Here is an 18,718-nt window from a genome sequence, read left to right on the forward strand (position 1 = left end):
AGGTTCACCACACCGGCCGGGCGGCGCCCGGAGCGTTCCGGGTCAGGGACGTTCCGGGTCAGGGCAGTACGCGGCAGAGGGCGTCCAACGTGCCCGACCAGGCGCTGTCCGGGGGTGAGCCGTAGCTGATGACCAGGGCATCGCGCCCCGGCGCCGCCTCCGGGTGCCGGTAGCGGGACACGCCTTCCAGGGCCAGGCCCTGGAAGGCGGCGGCCTGGATCACCGATCGTTCGGTGCCCTCGGGGAGTTCGAGCACGGCGTGCAGGCCGGCGGCGATGCCGCTGACCCGGATGTCCGGCGCCCGTTCCGCGAGCGCGGCGACGAGTTGGTCGCGCCGACGCCGGTAACGCAGCCGCATGGACCGGACATGACGGTCGTACGCCCCCGACGTGATGAACTCCGCGAGCGTCAGCTGGTCCAGCGCTCCGGACGCCCAGTCGGAGACCCCCTTCGCCTCCGCCACCTCCCCGGCCAGCCCTTCCGGGAGCACCATCCAGGCCAGCCGCAGCCCGGGCGCCAGGGACTTGCTCGACGTACCCAGGTAGACGACGCGTTCCGGGTCGAGGTTCTGGAGCGCGCCGACCGGCTGGCGGTCGTAGCGGAACTCCCCGTCGTAGTCGTCCTCCAGGATCAGGCCCCCCGAGGACCGCGCCCAGTCGACCGCGGCGGCCCGCCGGTCGGGATGGAGTGAGTCACCCATCGGGAACTGATGCGCCGGAGTCATCAGGACCGCGCCCGCTCCCCTCATCGCCCCCAGCTCATCGGTCCGGGAGCCCAGTTCGTCCAGCGGCAAGCACGGAGTGCGCAACCCCGCTTCCCTCAGGAGATTCCAGTGCACATCCAGTCCGTACGACTCGACAGCGACGTCCCTCACCCGGTGCTGCCGCAGCACCTTCCCCATCAGCATCAGACCGTGGACGAATCCGGAGCAGATCACGATCCGTTCGGGGTCCGCGTGCACACCGCGGGCCCGGGACAGATAGTCGGCCAGCGCCGTGCGCAGTTCGATGCGCCCGCGCGGATCTCCGTAACCGAGGGCTTCGTTGGGGGCCGCGGTCAGTGCGCGCCGGGCCGCCTTGAGCCAGTCCGCGCGAGGGAAGGACGCGAGGTCCGGGGTCCCGGGGTTGAGGCTGTAGGCGGGCCGGCCCCGTACCGGCCGCGACCTCGGCGCCCTGGTGGCCGACCGGCGTGGGGCGGCCCGCTGGGCGACCGTGGTGCCCGACCCCTGCCGGGCGGTGAGCCAGCCCTCGGCGACGAGTTCGGCATAGGCATCGGCGACGGTGTTCCGGGCGACGCCGAGATCGGCGGCGAGCGTACGGGACGACGGCAGCCGGGTGCCCGGTGTCAGCCGCCCGCTGCGCACGGCCTCCCGCAGCGCCTCCATGAGTCCGCTGCGCAGTCCCCCGCCGACCGGTTCGATATGCAGGTCGGCCCCGAAAGTGGCCCAGGAATCCGTCATGGAAATGGACCATACCTGTGCGCCACCTGCCCCGTAACGTCGTTCCCATGACGACGCACGCGCACGACCTCACCCCTTCCGACCTCGCCCCTTCCGACCTCGCCCCGTCCGGCTACGCCCCCGAGCACCCCGCCCGCCTGCCCTGGGCCCAGCTCGCCCCCGAGGTCTACAAGGCCATGGTCCGGCTCGATGTCGCCTCCCGTAAGGGTCTCGACCCGAAGCTGGTCGAGCTGGTGAAGATCCGGGCCTCGCAGATCAACCACTGCGCGTTCTGCCTGGACATGCACACGAAGGACGCGCTGGCGGCGGGCGAGTCCGTCGAGCGGATCATCCAGCTCAGCGCCTGGGAGGAGTCGCAGCACTTCTACACGGAGAAGGAGCTCGCGGCGCTCGAACTGACCGAGGCCGTGACGGTCCTGACCGACGGTTTCGTACCGGACGAGGTGTACGCGAAGGCCGCCAAGCACTTCGAGGAGGCGGAACTCGCGCAGCTGATCGCCGCCATCACGGTGATCAACGCCTGGAACCGGTTCGGTGTGGCCGCCCGGCTGGCCCCCGGCCACTACGCCCCCGGCGACATCAAGCACTGACCACGAACCGGCCGAGCATTACTAGCCCTACCGCCCCGGGAGTCCTCTCATGTCCACGTCCGATCCGGTCTCCGTCTTCCGTGCGCTCCACCAGGGACGCGCGCCCGGCGACCCGCTGGTCCTGCCCGGCCCGTGGGACGCCGCGAGCGCCCGTACCTTCGAGGAGGCCGGCTTCCCTGCGCTCGCGACACCGAGCGCCGGCGTCGCGGCCTCGCTCGGTCACGAGGACGGCCGGACACCGGCCGCCGACATGTTCGCGGCGGTGGCCAGGATCGTGCGGTCGGTGTCCGTTCCCGTATCCGCGGACATCGAGGCCGGCTACGGGCTGGACCCGAAGGAACTCGTGGAACGCCTCCTGGCGACGGGCGCCGTGGGCTGCAATCTGGAGGACTCCGTGGACGGTGTCCTTCTCGACCCGCACCAGCAGGCCGACCGGCTGGCGGAGGTGCGGTCCTTCGCGGGCGGCCGTCTCTTCGTCAACGCCCGCGTCGACACGTATCTCCGGGGCGGGCGGGACGGCACGGACCCCGAGACGGAGACCGAGACGATCGAACGTGGCCGTCTCTACGCGGCGGCCGGTGCGGACTGCGTCTACCCGATCACCGCGCCCCCGGCCGCCCTCCCCCGCCTGGCCGCGGCGATCCCGGTCCCGCTCAACATCAACGGTTCACCGCACGACCCGCCGGCCCTGCGCCGCCTCGGTGAGCTGGGCGCGGCGCGGATCACCTTCGGCCCTCTGATGCAGCAGCAAGCCATGGCGGCCGTACGGGACATGGCCGGGAAGCTGCACAGCCGCTGACGCCCTGCCCATGTCCATGCCCATGCCCATGCCCATGCCCGTGCCCGTGCCCGTGCCCGTACAGCAAAGCGCCCCCGGCAGCGTGTGCTGCCGGGGGCGCTTCGTCGAACAGAATGCCGAACGAAATGGGGCCGGTCAGATCAGACCGAGCTCGCGCACCGCGTCGCGCTCCTCGGTGAGCTCCCGCACCGACGCGTCGATGCGCGTACGGGAGAACTCGTTGATGTCCAGGCCCTGCACGATCTCGTACGTGCCGTTCTTCGTGGTGACCGGGAAGGACGAGATGATGCCCTCGGGCACACCGTAGGAGCCGTCCGACGGGATACCCATCGAGGTCCAGTCGCCCGCGGCGGTGCCGTTGACCCACGTGTACACGTGGTCGATGGCGGCGTTGGCGGCCGAGGCGGCCGAGGACGCGCCACGGGCCTCGATGATCGCGGCGCCGCGCTTGGCGACGGTCGGGATGAAGGTGTCGGCCAGCCACGCCTCGTCGTTGACGAGCTCGGCGGCGTTCTTGCCGGCGATCTCCGCGTGGAAGATGTCCGGGTACTGGGTCGCCGAGTGGTTGCCCCAGATCGTCAGCTTCTGGATGTCGGAGACGGCGGCGCCGGTCTTGGCGGCCAGCTGCGAGATCGCGCGGTTGTGGTCCAGACGGGTCATCGCGGTGAAGCGCTCCGCCGGTACGTCCGGGGCGGCGGCCTGCGCGATGAGCGCGTTGGTGTTGGCCGGGTTGCCGACGACGAGGACCTTGATGTCGTCCGCGGCGTTGTCGTTGATGGCCTTGCCCTGCGGCTTGAAGATGCCACCGTTGGCGGCGAGCAGGTCGCCGCGCTCCATGCCCTTCGTGCGCGGGCGGGCGCCGACGAGCAGAGCGACGTTCGCACCGGCGAAGCCGACGTTGGGGTCGTCCGTGATCTCGATGTTCCGCAGCAGCGGGAAGGCGCAGTCGTCGAGCTCCATCGCGGTGCCCTCGGCCGCCTTGAGGCCCTGCGGGATCTCGAGGAGTCGCAGGTTGACCGGCACGTCCGGGCCGAGCAGGTGGCCGGAAGCGATGCGGAAGAGCAGCGCGTAGCCGATCTGGCCGGCTGCGCCGGTCACGGTGACATTCACGGGAGTGCGGGTCATGGCGATCTCCGTTAGACAGCTGGCGGTGGGGGTCCCTGCCCCTGGTGCTGGATACCTCTGAATCTTGACGTGAAGAGATATCCAGCGATCAGGCTATCGGACCCGGGGACCCACGGCCGCCCGCCCCCCTGTGGGACAGCGCACAGGCGCCCCTACTGGGGCGTGGTGCAGCCCTTCGTGCCGGAGGCGAGGGTCGCGCAGGCCGTGGCGTCGGCCGGCTTCTTCACCGCGACCATCGGGGTGTACGCGTCGGTGTCCGCGGCTGCATCCGTACCCGCGGCCGCGCCCGCATCCGCGTTCACCGTGCCGTCCTGCCCGTCCGCTCCCGCGCTGATCCGTACGGTGTCCCCCGGCGCCGCCTTGGTGATCCGGGCCCACGAGGCCGCGCAGGTCTTGCTGTACCTGACCTCGACAAGGCTGCCGCCGACGGTGGCACTGGCGACCGTCCGGGCGAGTTCACCGCCGCAGCCCATGGCCTCCGGGTCCTGTCCCGTGCAGTCGGCACCGGCGCACTCGACGCCTGCGGGAAGGGGCGGCGCCTTCTTGGTCGGCGAGGCGGACGGCTTCGCGTCGTCCGTCCTGCCCTCGTCATCGCCGCCCGCGGCGGCCAGCAGCACCCCGCCGACGGCCACCAACAGTGCCCCGGCGATGCCCACGAGAAGCATCGTCAGCTTGCGGCGCCCACCGGGCTCCCGCACCCCCGTACCACCGGGTCCGGCTCCGGGCCCTGGCCCTGGTCCGAAGCCGGCCGGGCCGCGCGATGGCACCCCGGGCTCCTGGCGCGGGGACTGCCGCGGGGCCGTGGGTATCGGACCGCGCTGGACCGGCACGGACGGCAGACGGACTCCGTCGAATACGTCGCCGCCACGGCCCGCGCCCGCACCCGGGGCCGTGGACACCCCCGTACCGGCGCGGCCGCCCTTCCCACCGGCAGCCGGAACGGAGCCGAACTCGCCGAGCGCGGCACGCGCCTGGGTGATCCGGATGGCTTCCATCGTCATGTCGTGGCGCATCTCGGAGCGGCTCCAGGCGCGCTCCGCCAGCTCCCACATGGTCGTCAGATGATTCTGGCTGGTGCCCGTCACCTCGGCCAGCGCGACGATCGCCCCCTTGGGGGCGAGCAGCCGGCCGTTGAGATAGCGCTCCCACGACGTCTTGCTGTAGCCCGTGCGGTCAGCCACCGCGGCGAGGTTCAGTCCGCTGCGGTCGACGAGCCTGCGCAGCTGGCCGGCGAACTCCTTGACCTGTGGGTCGAGTTCCTCCGGTAGTGCCTTCCAACGAGGCATTGCTCCCCCTTGTGTTCCCCCGAACGTGCCTGATGTGCCCCGCTCCGCGACGCCGGTCCCGATGCCCCCTGCCCAGATCCGGCGGTCTTCCGTTCTGAGCTACCCAAGAGGATGCGCGATGTCGGGCGGTCAGTTCCTGACATGGGAGCGCACGGGAGCATTCGGTACGTCAGCGCACTCCGTCGAGCGCCCCGAGCCGGATGCCGTGACAGTCTGCCACCGTTGCGGAGCGATCACACCGTGGCGGAATGGTCACTTCCGTGCCACAGGCCCCAAGCATCTCTTGTCCCACCACGGCATGTCCATGACGCTGGAGTCAGGACGGGGCAAGGCCGCTCAAGTCACCGCATTCCGGGGCTTTTTCGTACGGAACCCTCGTCCTCGGGTGTCCGTCCCTTCTCGGGGGAGGGGACGGACACCACAGCACACAGCAGCCGTGCCTATCGGATGGTGAAGTGGACCGCGTCCTCGAGGATCGGGACGTCCAGCCACGGCTCCGGCTGCGCCACCAGCGCGAGCAGCACGATGAGCGTGCCCATCAGTCCGTACGTGACCAGGTCGGTGAACCGGGACCGCACGGCGAGCATGCCGACCGCCGGGACCACCCAGCGCAGCACGGCCCCCGTGATGAGGGCGATCCCGATCAGCATCGCGCCGATCCGGAATGCCTCGACGAAGGGATCGGTGGCGACGATGAGCAGCCCGGCCGCGGCCGTGCAGAGCACGGTGAGCAGCGGCCACTGACGGGCAGGGGCGGGCGCGTCGCCCGGCGCGGCCCGTCCGCCGCCCTCGGGCCGTGCGGTGTCACGGGTCAGCGAGGGGAAACGCCGGGAGCGCGGAGCGACGGCCGCAACCGGTTCGCCGGCCGCACCCTCTTCCGCGGCAGCACTCGCTTCCCCGGCCGCACCCTCTTCCCCGCCAGCACTCGGTTCACCCGCCGTCACCGGTGTCTCGCGGTCCTCGGACTTCGGGTCGACGGAGTCCTGGCCGGCCGGACTGGTACCAGCACCCATGACGTTCCTTCCGGGGGTCGGGTCAGCCGGAGACGGCAGCGGCGTCGGCGGCCTCGGCGGAGGCACGCTCGGCCGCCTCGACCACGTTGACCAGCAGCTGGGCGCGGGTCATCGGGCCGACACCACCGGGGTTCGGGGCGACCCAGGCGGCCACCTCGGCGACTCCCGGGTGCACATCGCCGACGATCTTGCCGTTCTCGTCGCGGCTGACGCCGACGTCGAGCACGGCGGCGCCCGGCTTCACGTCCTCGGGCTTGATGAGGTGGGGCACACCTGCGGCGGCAACGATGATGTCGGCCTGCTTGAGGTGGGAGGAGAGGTCACGGGTGCCGGTGTGGCACTGGGTGACGGTGGCGTTCTCGGACTTACGGGTCAGCAGCAGCGGGATCGAGCGGCCGATGGTGACACCGCGTCCGACGACCACGACATGCGCGCCGTTGATCTCGACACCGTGGGCGCGGAGCAGCTGGACGACGCCCTGCGGCGTGCAGGGCAGCGGGCCGGTCTCGTTCAGTACGAGCCTGCCCAGGCTCATCGGGTGGAGGCCGTCGGCATCCTTGGCCGGCTCCATGAGCTCCAGGACACGGTTGGTGTCGATGCCCTTGGGGAGGGGAAGCTGCACGATGTAACCCGTGCACTCGGGGTTGTCGTTGAGCTCGCGTACGACCTCCTCGATGTCCTCCTGAGTGGCGGTGTCGGGGAGCTCGCGCTGGATCGAAGCGATGCCGACCTGTGCGCAGTCACGGTGCTTGCCGTTCACGTACCACCGGCTGCCCGGGTCGTCGCCGACCAGCAGGGTCCCCAGGCCCGGCGTGATGCCCTGCGCCTTGAGGGCCGCCACGCGGACGGTCAGATCGGATTTGATCGCAGCTGCGGTGGCCTTGCCATCGAGAATCTGGGCAGTCATGTACCCATCCTCGCGGATGACCCCGCCCGCTTACCAATTGCGGGTGCGGCCGTGGACGCGAGGTTGCACTTGCACAACGCCTTGTCCATCCGACTGGACAAACTTACGTGCGGCTTATAACGATTAAGGTCGCAGTGCCGCGCAGCACGGGGGGTGGCGCACCGCTGACGTGATTCCTTCCTCCGTGTGGCCGAAATCCGTCCCCGCACGTCTGTTTGAAGGAACACCCCATATGAGCTTCGGCGACCCGAACAACCCGTACGGGCAGCAGCCCGGACAGCCTCCCCAGCAGCCCCAGGGCCAGCCCGGGTACGGCTACCCGCAGCAGGCTCCTCAGGGTGTCCCGCAGCAGGGCTACGGCTACCCGCAGCAGCCGGGTCAGCAGCCCGGCCAGCCGTACGGCGCCTACCCGCAGCAGCCCGGCACCCTCCAGGCCAACAACGGCTACATCAACGTCCCGGTCCTCGGCACCGTCCAGGTGGCTTCGATGGGGCGGCGTCTTGGCGCTCGTGCCATCGACGGCGTCGTCATCGGTGTCATTCTCAGCATCATCATGGGGGTGGGCCTGGCCGGTGCCGTGGGCATCGCCAATACCTGCGACCCCAACTCCGCGGACTACACGTCGTGCATGGATGAGGCCAGCGCCGGCATCGTCACCGTGATGTTCACGTGGATCGCCGTGATCGCCGGTTTCACTCTGCTCTACGAGTGGCTGATGATCTCGTTCGTCGGTGCAACCGTCGGCAAGCTGGCAGTCGGCCTGCGCGTCATCAAGGAGAACAGCGGTCAGAACCCGGGTCTCGGCGCGGGCTTCGTCCGCTACATCATCCCGATTGTCGGCGCGTTCCTCTGCTACATCGGCGCCATCCTCGTCTACCTCTCCCCGTTCTTCGACAACTCGGGGAAGCTGCAGGGCTGGCACGACCGTGCCGCAGGCACCCTGGTGATCAAGAAGTAGGGCGTACCGACCGCTCACACACCGTACGAAGGGCCGGAGCTACTCCGGCCCTTCGTGCTGTCCGGGCCCGACGAGCGGATCAGGGCCGGAATCCGGACGGCGCAGGAGTGGTCCGCTCCAGCACCACGAACGACCCCGACCGGTGCTTGAGCCGGTAACGGGCCTCCGGGTGCAGCTGTTCCGCGTACGCCACCGGGTCCTCGATCGGCTGCGACCAGCTGAAGTCCAGGTTGACGGCGACGATGTCGGGCGCCGTGCCCGGCGCTCCGCCGATCCAGTAGACCGTGCGGTCACCGGTCAGGTGGGCCATGAGCGTGATGTCCGTCTCGACGCGCGCCCCCGCAGGAATGGCCTCCAGCGCCTCCCGGGCCGCGTGCGTGCGTGCGTCGGTGCGGTAGGTCTCGGGGCGCAGCAGGTCACGCAGCGGAAGGTGCTGGGTGAGGGCCACGGCGACCGCGGCGGCGACGGGCACGGCGACCTTCGCGTACGAGACGAGCCAGGGCCGCGACGAACCGCGGCTGCGGCGGACACCGTCGGCCATGGCGAGGAAGAGCACCGGCATCAGGATGGCGCTGTAGTGCCAGACCATGCCCCAGTGGTTGGAGTCCTGGGACAGCAGCCGCCAGCCGAGCGTGGGCAGGACGAGGAGGATCAGCGGTGAGCGCAGCGCCATGAAGGCGGTGATGCCGACCAGGAAGACCAGCATTTCCAGCTTGACGGCGGAATTGAGGATTCCGAAGACGGAGTCGAGCAGGGAGACGTCCTGCTCGCCGTTCTTGTCGATCTTCTTCCAGTAGTCGTACGTCCCCTGGCTGCTGGCCGCCGGTATGAGGACCAGCACGGTGAGGGCGAAGGCCACCACGCCGAAGGCGGCCAGCAGTGCGCCCTGGAGGCGGCGGCCGTAGAGGAAGAGCAGGAAGCCGACGACCGCCACGGTGGCGCCCAGGTCCTCCTTGACCAGCACCAGGGGCAGCGACCAGAGGACCGCGGCGGTCCAGCGCCGGGTGAGCAGGGCCCGGCATACGAGCGCGAGCAGGGGCACCGCGAACGCGATCTCGTGGAAGTCGGACTTCACCGCCTCCTGGAGACCCCAGGACAGCCCGTACGCGACGGTGGCGCAGAGCCCCGAGCGGCCGCCGAGAAGCTGCTGGGTGGTGCGGCCGACGACGACGGCCGAGACGGCGAACAGGGCGGCCTGGGCGAACAGCAGGGCCAGGGCCGACGGCCAGATCCAGTAGAGCGGCACGAGGAGCGCCACGACCGGGCTGAAGTGGTCGCCGAGGATCAGATAGCCGGGGCCTTTGATATCCACGACCGGGGCGTTCAGTCCGGCGTAGGCGCGGACCTCCTGCTCGAATATCCCCAGGTCCCAGGAGGGCGAGCCGAAGTTCCTGTACTGGAGGTACGAGTAGAGGAAGTACAGCGCGCACAGGGCGGCCGCCGCGATGAGATACGGGCGCAACGGGACGCGGTCGCCGGGTGTCCCGGTGTCGGCTGCCGACGCGGGAGCCGGAGGGCCGGCATCCGTTTCGGACCGGTCCGGTTTCCTCTTGTTCAGTTCGAGCACAACGCCCCCGCAACGGAATCTCTGGCCGTTTATTAGAACAGAGAGACGAGGGGGTACGGCACGCCGCACGCGGCGCAGGCCGCACCCCGGTGTGCGGGGTACGGCCTGCGCGGTGCCAGTGGGAGACGCCGGAGCGGTTCAGTGGAAGAAGTGGCGCGTGCCGGTGAAGTACATCGTCACGCCCGCCTTCTTCGCCGCCTCGATGACCAGCTCGTCGCGGACCGATCCGCCCGGCTGGACCACGGCCTTGACGCCGGCCGCGGTCAGGATCTCCAGACCGTCGGGGAACGGGAAGAACGCGTCGGACGCGGCGTACGCACCCTCCGCGCGCTCCTTGCCCGCCCGCTCCACGGCGAGCTTCGCGGAGTCCACCCGGTTGACCTGGCCCATGCCGACGCCGACCGAGGCGCCGCCCTTGGCGAGCAGGATCGCGTTGGACTTGACCGCGCGGCATGCCTTCCAGGCGAACGAGAGCTCGGCGAGCTCGTCGGCGGAAAGGGCCTCACCGGTCGCGAGGGTCCAGTTGGCCGGGTCGTCGCCCTCGGCCTGGAGGCGGTCGGTGACCTGGAGCAGCGCACCCCCGTCGATCGGCTTGACCTCGACCCGGGCGGCCGGGGCGTCGGGGCAGCGCAGCACGCGGATGTTCTTCTTGCGGGCGAGCACCTCGACCGCGCCGTCCTCGTAGGCGGGGGCGACGATGACCTCGGTGAAGATCTCCGCGACCTGCTCGGCCAGCTCGACGGTCACCGGACGGTTGACGGCGATGACCCCGCCGAAGGCGGACAGCGGGTCACAGGCGTGGGCGCTGCGGTGCGCCGCGGCGACGTCGTCGCCGATCGCGATGCCGCACGGGTTGGCGTGCTTGATGATCGCGACACACGGCTCGGCGTGGTCGTACGCGGCCCGGCGCGCGGCGTCGGTGTCCGTGAAGTTGTTGTACGACATCTCCTTGCCGTGCAGCTGCTCCGCCTCGGCGAGGCCACCGGCGCCCGAGGTGTAGAGGGCGGCGGGCTGGTGCGGGTTCTCGCCGTACCGCAGGACGTTGCCGCGCTCGTACGTCGTACCGAAGAAGTCGGGGAAGCCCGAGTCGTCGGCGGCGGCGTAGTCGGCCGCGAACCAGGACGCCACGGCCACGTCGTACGCGGCGGTGTGCTGGAACGCCTCGGCGGCGAGCCGCTTGCGGGCGGTCAGGTCGAAGCCGCCCGCCTTGACCGCGGCGAGGACGTCGGCGTAACGCTCCGGGCTCGTGACGACGGCCACGGACGGGTGATTCTTGGCCGCGGCGCGGACCATCGACGGGCCGCCGATGTCGATCTGCTCCACGCACTCGTCGTCGGAGGCGCCGGAGGCGACGGTCTCCTTGAACGGGTACAGATTGACGACCACGAGGTCGAAGGGCTCGACCCCGAGCTCGGCGAGCTGCTCGCGGTGGGCGTCCAGGCGCAGGTCGGCGAGGATGCCGGCGTGCACGCGGGGGTGGAGCGTCTTGACCCGGCCGTCGAGGCACTCGGGGAAACCGGTGAGCTCCTCGACCTTGGTGACCGGCACGCCGGCGGCGGCGATCTTCCCGGCGGTGGAGCCGGTGGAGACGAGCTCGACACCCGCTTCGTGCAGACCGCGCGCGAGGTCTTCGAGCCCCGTCTTGTCGTAGACACTGACCAGGGCGCGGCGGATGGGCTTATTCACCGACATGACCGAGATGAACCTTTCGTCCCTCAATGCGATAGCCGTCGCGGGCGAGCCGCCCCACGGCCTCGACGAGCAGCTTGCGCTCGACTTCCTTGATGCGTTCGTGGAGGGCGGCTTCGCCCTCCGGGGTGTCCTCTTCGGTCACCTCGACCACGCCCTGCGCGATGATCGGACCGGTGTCGACGCCGTCGTCGACGAAGTGGACGGTGCACCCGGTGACCTTCACGCCGTACGCGAGAGCGTCACGCACTCCGTGGGCACCGGGAAAGTTGGGGAGCAGGGCGGGGTGGGTGTTGACGACCCGGCCGCCGAACTCGGCGAGAAACCTCTTGCCCACGATCTTCATGAAGCCCGCCGATACGACGAGGTCCGGGCGGTACGCGGCGGTGGCCTCGGTGAGCGCAGCGTCCCACTCCTCGCGGGTGGCGTGCTCGCGGACCCGGCACACGAAGGTCGGGAGTCCGGCGCGCTCCGCGCGTTCCAGACCGACGATGCCGGGACGGTCCGCGCCGACCGCGACGACCTGGGCCCCATAGCCCTCGGGATCGTCACCGATGGCGTCGAGCAGGGCTTGGAGGTTCGTACCGGAACCGGAGACCAGCACGACCAGGCGGGCCGGAGCGGGGGAAGGGGGCGGGGAGGCCACAGCTGGGCCCTTTCTCGCGTGGTAACGCAGGTGCGAAGTGCTTGCGGTGCTACTTGTACGGTCGTACGAAAGAATCTCGCCCCTTGATACGGGGAACTCTACGAACGGGCCGACCGTCAGCAACGATACCGGCACTCCCAGCGGCCCCCACGGGACGGGGGCAAGGCCGGGAGGTAGCGTCTGGGGACAGCGAACCGTCCACCGGGCGGGAAACGACGAGATGGGGAAGACGTTCACCACATGCCGGACCGACGCCGCCGCACCGCCTTCCGCCTCCCGCCGGCCGAGCGGGTCCCGATGATGCTGCGGGAACGCCAGTCCTCCTCGCCGGGCTCCTCCTCTTCTTCCGGATCATCCGGGTCCTCTTCTTCGGACTCTTCCGGCTCCTCCGGGTCCTCGAAGCCGCAGGACGACAACCCGTTCGCTGCTCCGCCCGAGAACCGGCCCGACCAGCCCTGGCAGCCGCGCCACCCCGCGCAGACCGGCGGCGGCAACGGCAACGACGGGAACGACGGCGACGACAAGTCCGGCGACTCCGGTGACCGCCCGGCCTGGGGCAGCCAGTGGAGCAACCAGCAGCCCGGCCGGCAGAACGGCGGCTTCGGCAGCCGCCCCGGCAGCACAGGCCCCGGCGGCCAGGGCGGTCAGGGCGGCGGCAAGGGCGGCCCGGACGGCGGCTCCGGCGGCATGCGCTGGGACCCGACCGACCCCGCTCAGCGGCGCGCCCGCTACGCCGTACTGGGCGGCATGTGGGCCTTCTTCTTCGCCCTGTTCGACTTCCCGGAGATCGCACTGCTCCTCGGCGCGCTCTCGGTGTACTGGTCGATCAGCGCACTGCGGGCCAAGCCGAAGAGTCCGTCCTCCTCCACCCACGCCACCGCGGAAGACGTCGCGGGGATCACGCGACCGACGGTCACCGGTGACGCGACCGGCGCGGCGCCCGGGGACGGGGCCGCGCCCGGCACCGGCCGCGTCGGCTACGGCAGGCCGCAGACGACCGCCGCGGTCAGCGGCCTCGTGACGGCGCTGCTCGCGCTGTCGATCGTGGCGACGACGTTCACCGTGCAGCTGGTCTACCGCGACTACTACACCTGCGTGAACGACGCACTGACCAAGTCCGGCGCCCTGGCCTGCAACGATCTGCTGCCCGAGCCGCTGGAACCCTTCTTCGGCGTCAAGAAGTAACCCCCCTGGGAGCCGGGGCCCGACAGGACCGGCTCCCAGAAACTCTCAGGAAGCAGTACCCCGGCCGGACTCCGGAGGCTCCGACGCCTCCGGGGCCCGGCCGTTGTGCGTGACCTCCGCGGCCGGAAGGTCCGCCGTGGGGACCTCCGGCGCCGGGAAGTCCGGCATCAGCCCGCCGGAGTCCTTCTTGAGCGAGACCCAGCGGGTCCCCCTGGCCGTCTTCTCGTGCCACGGGTCGGTCGGCAGGAAGTCGTACGGTTCGAAGGCCGCACTCTCCTCGTCCGCCACGGGCGCCGAGGGCGGGACGGGCGAGGGCACCGCAGCGGCCCCGGCTCCGCCCTCGTCCTTGCCCCGGCGGCGCCACCACCGCCCATTGCCGCTGTGCCAGCTCCGCTCCGGTTCACCGGCGGCCCCGGTCTTCCCTTCCGCCGTTTCCGCGGCTCCGGCCGACATGCCACTCGCGTCCTGCCCGGAGCCCGCGTCCGTACGGTCCCGGCGCCACGCCCAGCCGCGCTCCCGCAGCCGCCACGACCTGAGCAGCAGCGCCACCGGTACGCCGAGCAGGGCCGTCCAGACGAGTGCGGCCGGGCCCACCAGCCACCACACCGGGCCGAACTCCGCCAGCGCCCCCGTACCGAGCGGACCACCGGACGCCGCCGTCAGCAGCGCCGTACCGGCACCGCAGCCCACCGCGGCCAGCACCGCCACCAGCACCGTCTCGCGCCCGCTCCAGACCTCGTCACGTGCCGCCCGGACGGGAGCCGCCCGCCCCGCGGTGAACCAGCCGACCGCCAGACCGGCCGCCAGAGGCACCGCCAGGGCCGCCCAGTCGGCCACCGTCCCCGGGCCCGGAACGGGCACGGCGGCCAGGAGGGGAAATTCCACAAGCGCCGGGCGCCCCTCGACGGCGTACGGCGTGACCGTGGACGCCGCACCGAGGGCGAAGCCGGGCCCCAGGCCGTACGCCGCACCCCACATCGCCGCATTCGGTACGAGGGCCAGGGCCAGCAGCAGTACGGCAAGCCGCCCCGACCAGTCGTCGGAGAGCGCCAGGAACGAACTCTGGGCGGCCTGGACATGCCACACCAACGCCACCGCGACCAGCAGCACGCCGCCGCCGAGCAGCACCGTCACCCCGGCAGCGGCGGACCGGAACGCCGCTTCCGCCCGGGTACGGAACAGGGTCCGCGCGACACCTTCCTGGAGCCTCAGCGGCGCCCAGGACGGCAATGGGCCCAGCGGCCGCCCCGAGGCCGTCCACACCCCGGCGGCCGCGGAAACGGCCACCACCACGGCGAGCGGGAAGCCGAGCGAGAAGCGGTCCGCGGGCATCGACCCGCCCCGCGCATAGGCGGCGACACCTGCGGCGACCAGCAGATATCCGGCGGTCACCGCGCAGAACGCACCGCCCGCCGAGGGAGCGGAGCGCCCCTCCCCGAGCTCCAGGGCGTCACGGGCGGCCCGGTGCGTCAGCCACACGGGGCCGACGACGAGCAGCAGCGGGACGGTCGCGACGGGGGCCGGAATCCCGCTGAGGGTGTCGGTCCTGACCAGCTCGGCGCCGTGTGCGAGCAGCCAGAGGCCGGCCGCCACATGGAGGGCGCCGCCGGGGCCGCTGTCCGGGTAAGGGGAGCTGATCCACAGCACCATGACCAGCACGGCCAGCGAGCCGAGCCCGAGGCCGGCCGCGATCACTCCACGGAAAAAGGAGGAGGCCAGCGCGGCGGTCCGGCTCCGCTCGGCCGACAACATGGGGCTGCGCTCGGTCACTTGGGTCACGCCCGCCATGCTCCCAACGACACGCGCTTATTTCGCGTAACAGGCGAATAGCCGCTGTGTCGCTCAATATACGTTTATGTACTTTTTCACCCAGTGGAGCGCTCCCGGGGGCGCCTCATGACCCAGAGCACGGCCGCGTCCGCCGCCACCACCCCGCTGCCCTCCCCCAAGGAGCGGCGCAGGCTGCGCGAGGAGCAGTCACTGAGTGAAGGGCAGGTGGCGGCCGCTGTCGGCGTCACCCGGGCCACCGTCCGCTCCTGGGAGACGGGGCGCACGAGCCCCAAAGGGCGTAAGCGAGAGGCGTACGCCCGGCTGATCGGCTCCGCCGGGAAGCCGCAGCCAGCGGCGGAGCGGCCTGCTGCCCCGGCCGACCGAACCCGACCATCAGCCCCGAACGCCCGGCCGAAAACTGCCGCCGAACGGGCGGCCCGGCCGTCGCCACCGCCGACCGTGCCCCGCTCCCCGGTGCGGGGCACACCGCAGCCCTCCGTCGAAGCCCCCGGGAGCGCCACCATGTCCCCGACCGAGCCCGACACCGGCACGGACGCCGAGCACCTCACCACGGCCGATCCCCCAGAGGCCGGTGAGACCCCAGAGGCCCCGGCCGGCATCGCCGACACCTCCGGCATCTCGGCCGAGGAGGCGTTCGACGCCCTGTACACCCACGCCGCGCCGGGACTGGTCCGCCAGATCTACCTGCTGTCCGGCCGGCGCGGCCTGTCCCGGGAGTCCGTCGAGCAGGCGTTCCAGCTGGCCTGGCAGCGCTGGCCCGAGGTCGCCGTGGACCGTGACCCGGCGGGCTGGGTACGGGCCGCCGCGTACGAGTACGCGATGTCGCCCTGGCACCGGCTGCGCCGCGCCCACCGGCACCCGGACGCACCGACCGAGCCGCAGCGCCGGGCCCTGTTCGACGCGCTGCTCGACCTGCCCCCGTCGTACCGTCGCACCCTGCTGCTCTACGACGGGGTGGGCCTGGACCTGCCGGAGACCGCTGCCGAGACCGAGGCGAGCACCCCGGCGGCAGCGGGCCGGCTGATGACCGCGCGGGCCGTGGTCGCCGAGCGGCTGCCCGAACTGGCGGACACCTCGTCCCCTGACGAGGCGTCGGCGCTGCTGCACGACCGGCTCGGCGCGCTCGCCCTCGCCGAACACGTACCCACACCGGCCCCGGCCCGCGCGGTCCGCACGGTCAGCGAACGCAAGGTCCGGCTCTGGACCCGGGCGGCCATCGCCTTCGTGGCGGCCCTCGTCGGCGTAACGGCCCTCACGCTGCACACGGCCCCCACCCAGTACGAACAGCCGCTGGCGCCCGCCGAACGCGTCGGCGGCGTGCCACCCAGGGGCGGCCCGCAGAAGCTCACCCCGCAGGACGTGAAGCTGCAGAAGGCGCTGCGCGGCGAGCTCGCGCACGGTCCGGAGCGGCTGGTACCGCAGATTCCGTGACGGCGTTCCCTACGTATCGCGCACGAAAACGGCGCGGGCCCGCACCCTTCGTTCAGGGTGCGGGCCCGCGCCGTCTGTGCGGTGACACGGTGGCGCGGCGACAGTCCGCCGCGCCGCGTCAATCAGGCGCCGAGGATCTCGCGCGCCAGCTTGGCGGTCTCGGTCGGCGTCTTGCCGACCTTCACGCCGGCGGCCTCGAGGGCCTCCTTCTTCCCCGCGGCGGTGCCGGAGGAACCGGAAACGATGGCGCCGGCGTGGCCCATCGTCTTGCCCTCGGGGGCGGTGAAGCCCGCGACGTAACCGACGACCGGCTTCGTGACGTTCTTCGCGATGAAGTCGGCGGCACGCTCCTCGGCGTCGCCACCGATCTCGCCGATCATCACGATGAGGTCGGTGTCGGGGTCGGCCTCGAACGCCGCGAGGGCGTCGATGTGCGTCGTACCGATGATCGGGTCGCCACCGATGCCGACGGCGGACGAGAAGCCGATGTCACGGAGCTCGTACATCATCTGGTAGGTCAGCGTGCCGGACTTGGACACGAGACCGATGCGGCCGGGCTTGGTGATGTCGCCCGGGATGATGCCGGCGTTGGACTGGCCCGGGGTGATGAGACCGGGGCAGTTCGGGCCGATGATCCGGGTCTTGTTGCCCTTCTCGCCCGCGTACGCCCAGAAGGCGGCCGAGTCGTGAACGGCGATGCCCTCGGTGATCACGACGGCCAGCGGGATCTCGGCGTCGATCGCCTCGACGACGGCGGCCTTCGCGAAGGCCGGCGGAACGAAGAGCACGGACACGTCGGCGCCCGTCTTCTCCATCGCTTCCTTGACGGAACCGAAGACCGGAACCTCGGTGCCGTCGAAGTCGACGGACGTGCCGGCTTTGCGCGGGTTCACGCCGCCGACGATGTTGGTGCCGTCAGCCAGCATGAGCTTGGTGTGCTTCATGCCCGTGGCGCCGGTCATCCCCTGGACGATGACCTTGCTGTCCTTGGTGAGGAAGATAGCCATGGTGTTGGAGTCCCTCGTCCCTTACTTCGCAGCCGCGGCGAGCTCGGCGGCCTTGTCGGCCGCGCCGTCCATGGTGTCCACACGCTGCACGAGCGGGTGGTTGGCGTCGGAAAGGATCTTGCGACCCAGCTCCGCGTTGTTGCCGTCGAGACGCACGACCAGCGGCTTCTCGACCTTCTCGCCCTTGGACTCGAGCAGCGCCAGAGCCTGGACGATGCCGTTGGCGACCTCGTCACAGGCGGTGATGCCACCGAAGACGTTGACGAAGACGGACTTGACGTCCGGGTCGCCGAGGATGATCTCCAGGCCGTTCGCCATGACCTCTGCGGAGGCGCCGCCACCGATGTCGAGGAAGTTGGCGGGCTTCACGTTGCCGTGGTTCTCACCGGCGTACGCGACGACGTCCAGGGTCGACATGACCAGACCGGCACCGTTACCGATGATGCCGACCTCGCCCTCGAGCTTGACGTAGTTGAGGTTCTTGGCCTTGGCAGCAGCCTCGAGCGGGTTGGCTGCGTCCTTGTCCTCGAGCGCCTCGTGCCCGGGCTGGCGGAAGTCGGCGTTCTCGTCGAGCGAGACCTTGCCGTCCAGCGCCAGGATGTCGCCGGAGGCGACCTTGGCGAGCGGGTTCACCTCGACGAGGAGCGCGTCCTCGGCGACGAAGGTGTCCCACAGCGTCACCAGAACCTCGGCGACCTTCTCGGCCACCTCGGCCGGGAACTTCGCCTGGGCGACGATCTCTCGGGCCTTCTCGATCGTGACTCCGGAGTTGGAGTCGACCGGGACCTTCGCGAGGGCCTCGGGGGTCTTCTCCGCGACCTCCTCGATGTCCATGCCGCCTTGCACCGAGGCCATGGCCAGGAAGGTGCGGTTGGTGCGGTCGAGGAGGTACGAAACGTAGTACTCCTCCAGGATCTCCGGAGCGGTCTCGGCAAGCATCACCTTGTGGACCGTGTGGCCCTTGATGTCCATGCCGAGGATGTCGGTCGCACGGGCGACCGCCTCGTCGGGGGTGGCGGCCAGCTTGACGCCGCCGGCCTTGCCTCGGCCACCGACCTTCACCTGCGCCTTGACGACGGACTTGCCGCCCAGCCGCTCGGTCGCCTCGCGGGCTGCCTCAGGCGTGTCAATGACTTCACCGGCCAGCACCGGTACACCGTGCTTGGCGAAGAGGTCCCTCGCCTGGTACTCGAACAGGTCCACGCGCGTCCGTCCCTTTTAGTGGTCTCGCGGTTCGTTCTTCTGCGTGGGCAGTGCCGCGAAGG

The 18,718-nt window shown here is 70.9% G+C and carries 16 protein-coding genes; 5 read left to right on the forward strand and 11 right to left on the reverse strand.

The genetic code is table 11. The annotated features are described in order from the left end of the window. Positions 1-58: 58 nt before the first annotated feature. Positions 59-1,459, reverse strand: coding sequence for a PLP-dependent aminotransferase family protein (locus ACFT7S_RS25895; protein ID WP_382735739.1), 1,401 nt, complete (start codon positions 1,457-1,459; stop codon positions 59-61). A 47-nt stretch (positions 1,460-1,506) separates the two neighbouring features. Between ACFT7S_RS25895 and ACFT7S_RS25900 the strand changes: the two genes are divergently transcribed. After that, positions 1,507-2,049 carry a carboxymuconolactone decarboxylase family protein gene (locus tag ACFT7S_RS25900; protein ID WP_382735741.1) on the forward strand — a complete coding sequence of 181 codons (543 nt, stop codon included), beginning with the start codon at positions 1,507-1,509 and terminating at the stop codon, positions 2,047-2,049. Positions 2,050-2,098: 49 nt separating this feature from the next. Further along, entirely contained in the window at positions 2,099-2,848 is a 750-nt protein-coding gene (locus ACFT7S_RS25905; protein WP_382735743.1) for an isocitrate lyase/phosphoenolpyruvate mutase family protein, read from the forward strand. A gap of 135 nt (positions 2,849-2,983) precedes the next feature. On the opposite strand, the gene ACFT7S_RS25910 is transcribed toward ACFT7S_RS25905, so the two are convergent. The 4 genes from ACFT7S_RS25910 to ACFT7S_RS25925 form a co-directional block, all read right to left on the reverse strand. After that, positions 2,984-3,973, reverse strand: coding sequence for a malate dehydrogenase (locus tag ACFT7S_RS25910; RefSeq protein WP_382735745.1), 990 nt, complete (start codon positions 3,971-3,973; stop codon positions 2,984-2,986). 152 nt (positions 3,974-4,125) lie between these two features. Next, positions 4,126-5,259 carry a DUF2690 domain-containing protein gene (locus ACFT7S_RS25915; protein ID WP_382735747.1) on the reverse strand — a complete coding sequence of 378 codons (1,134 nt, stop codon included), beginning with the start codon at positions 5,257-5,259 and terminating at the stop codon, positions 4,126-4,128. A 440-nt stretch (positions 5,260-5,699) separates the two neighbouring features. Continuing rightward, a complete protein-coding gene (locus tag ACFT7S_RS25920; protein WP_382735749.1) occupies positions 5,700-6,272 on the reverse strand; it encodes a DUF3017 domain-containing protein in 573 nt (190 codons plus the stop codon). A 22-nt stretch (positions 6,273-6,294) separates the two neighbouring features. Further along, positions 6,295-7,179: a bifunctional methylenetetrahydrofolate dehydrogenase/methenyltetrahydrofolate cyclohydrolase gene (locus tag ACFT7S_RS25925; protein WP_382735751.1), complete on the reverse strand. Its 885-nt coding sequence runs from the start codon at positions 7,177-7,179 to the stop codon at positions 6,295-6,297. A 232-nt stretch (positions 7,180-7,411) separates the two neighbouring features. Here ACFT7S_RS25925 and ACFT7S_RS25930 point away from each other — a divergent pair, with 232 nt between their 5' ends. Next, entirely contained in the window at positions 7,412-8,137 is a 726-nt protein-coding gene (locus ACFT7S_RS25930) for an RDD family protein (RefSeq protein ID WP_382735753.1), read from the forward strand. 79 nt (positions 8,138-8,216) lie between these two features. On the opposite strand, the gene ACFT7S_RS25935 is transcribed toward ACFT7S_RS25930, so the two are convergent. The 3 genes from ACFT7S_RS25935 to purN all read right to left on the reverse strand — a co-directional run bounded on the left by ACFT7S_RS25935 (position 8,217) and on the right by purN (position 12,039). Continuing rightward, the gene (locus ACFT7S_RS25935) at positions 8,217-9,704 is read right to left on the reverse strand and encodes a DUF2079 domain-containing protein (RefSeq protein WP_382735754.1); all 1,488 of its coding nucleotides are present in this window, start codon (positions 9,702-9,704) and stop codon (positions 8,217-8,219) included. Between the two features lie 138 nt (positions 9,705-9,842). Further along, on the reverse strand, positions 9,843-11,396 hold the full coding sequence (gene purH, locus ACFT7S_RS25940; protein WP_382735756.1) for a bifunctional phosphoribosylaminoimidazolecarboxamide formyltransferase/IMP cyclohydrolase: 1,554 nt from the start codon (positions 11,394-11,396) through the stop codon (positions 9,843-9,845). After that, the gene (purN, locus tag ACFT7S_RS25945; RefSeq protein WP_382735758.1) at positions 11,383-12,039 is read right to left on the reverse strand and encodes a phosphoribosylglycinamide formyltransferase; all 657 of its coding nucleotides are present in this window, start codon (positions 12,037-12,039) and stop codon (positions 11,383-11,385) included. The genes purH and purN overlap by 14 nt, the downstream gene beginning before the upstream one ends. A 240-nt stretch (positions 12,040-12,279) precedes the next feature. Here purN and ACFT7S_RS25950 point away from each other — a divergent pair, with 240 nt between their 5' ends. Further along, positions 12,280-13,224, forward strand: a complete 945-nt coding sequence (locus ACFT7S_RS25950) for a hypothetical protein (RefSeq protein WP_382735760.1) — start codon at positions 12,280-12,282, stop codon at positions 13,222-13,224. Between the two features lie 45 nt (positions 13,225-13,269). Here the strand turns inward: ACFT7S_RS25950 and ACFT7S_RS25955 are convergent, their stop codons facing one another. Beyond that, the gene (locus ACFT7S_RS25955; RefSeq protein ID WP_382735762.1) at positions 13,270-15,012 is read right to left on the reverse strand and encodes a DUF6350 family protein; all 1,743 of its coding nucleotides are present in this window, start codon (positions 15,010-15,012) and stop codon (positions 13,270-13,272) included. Between the two features lie 108 nt (positions 15,013-15,120). Here ACFT7S_RS25955 and ACFT7S_RS25960 point away from each other — a divergent pair, with 108 nt between their 5' ends. Further along, on the forward strand, positions 15,121-16,446 hold the full coding sequence (locus ACFT7S_RS25960) for a helix-turn-helix domain-containing protein (RefSeq protein WP_382735764.1): 1,326 nt from the start codon (positions 15,121-15,123) through the stop codon (positions 16,444-16,446). A gap of 122 nt (positions 16,447-16,568) precedes the next feature. Here the strand turns inward: ACFT7S_RS25960 and sucD are convergent, their stop codons facing one another. Together sucD and sucC are read right to left on the reverse strand one after the other, a co-directional pair. Then, positions 16,569-17,453, reverse strand: a complete 885-nt coding sequence (gene sucD / locus ACFT7S_RS25965; protein ID WP_185299005.1) for a succinate--CoA ligase subunit alpha — start codon at positions 17,451-17,453, stop codon at positions 16,569-16,571. A 21-nt stretch (positions 17,454-17,474) separates the two neighbouring features. Next, positions 17,475-18,656: an ADP-forming succinate--CoA ligase subunit beta gene (sucC, locus tag ACFT7S_RS25970; protein ID WP_382735766.1), complete on the reverse strand. Its 1,182-nt coding sequence runs from the start codon at positions 18,654-18,656 to the stop codon at positions 17,475-17,477. Positions 18,657-18,718: the final 62 nt, after the last annotated feature.

Origin of the sequence: Streptomyces sp. NPDC057136, assembly GCF_042670885.1 — a bacterium.
Taxonomy (GTDB): domain Bacteria; phylum Actinomycetota; class Actinomycetes; order Streptomycetales; family Streptomycetaceae; genus Streptomyces.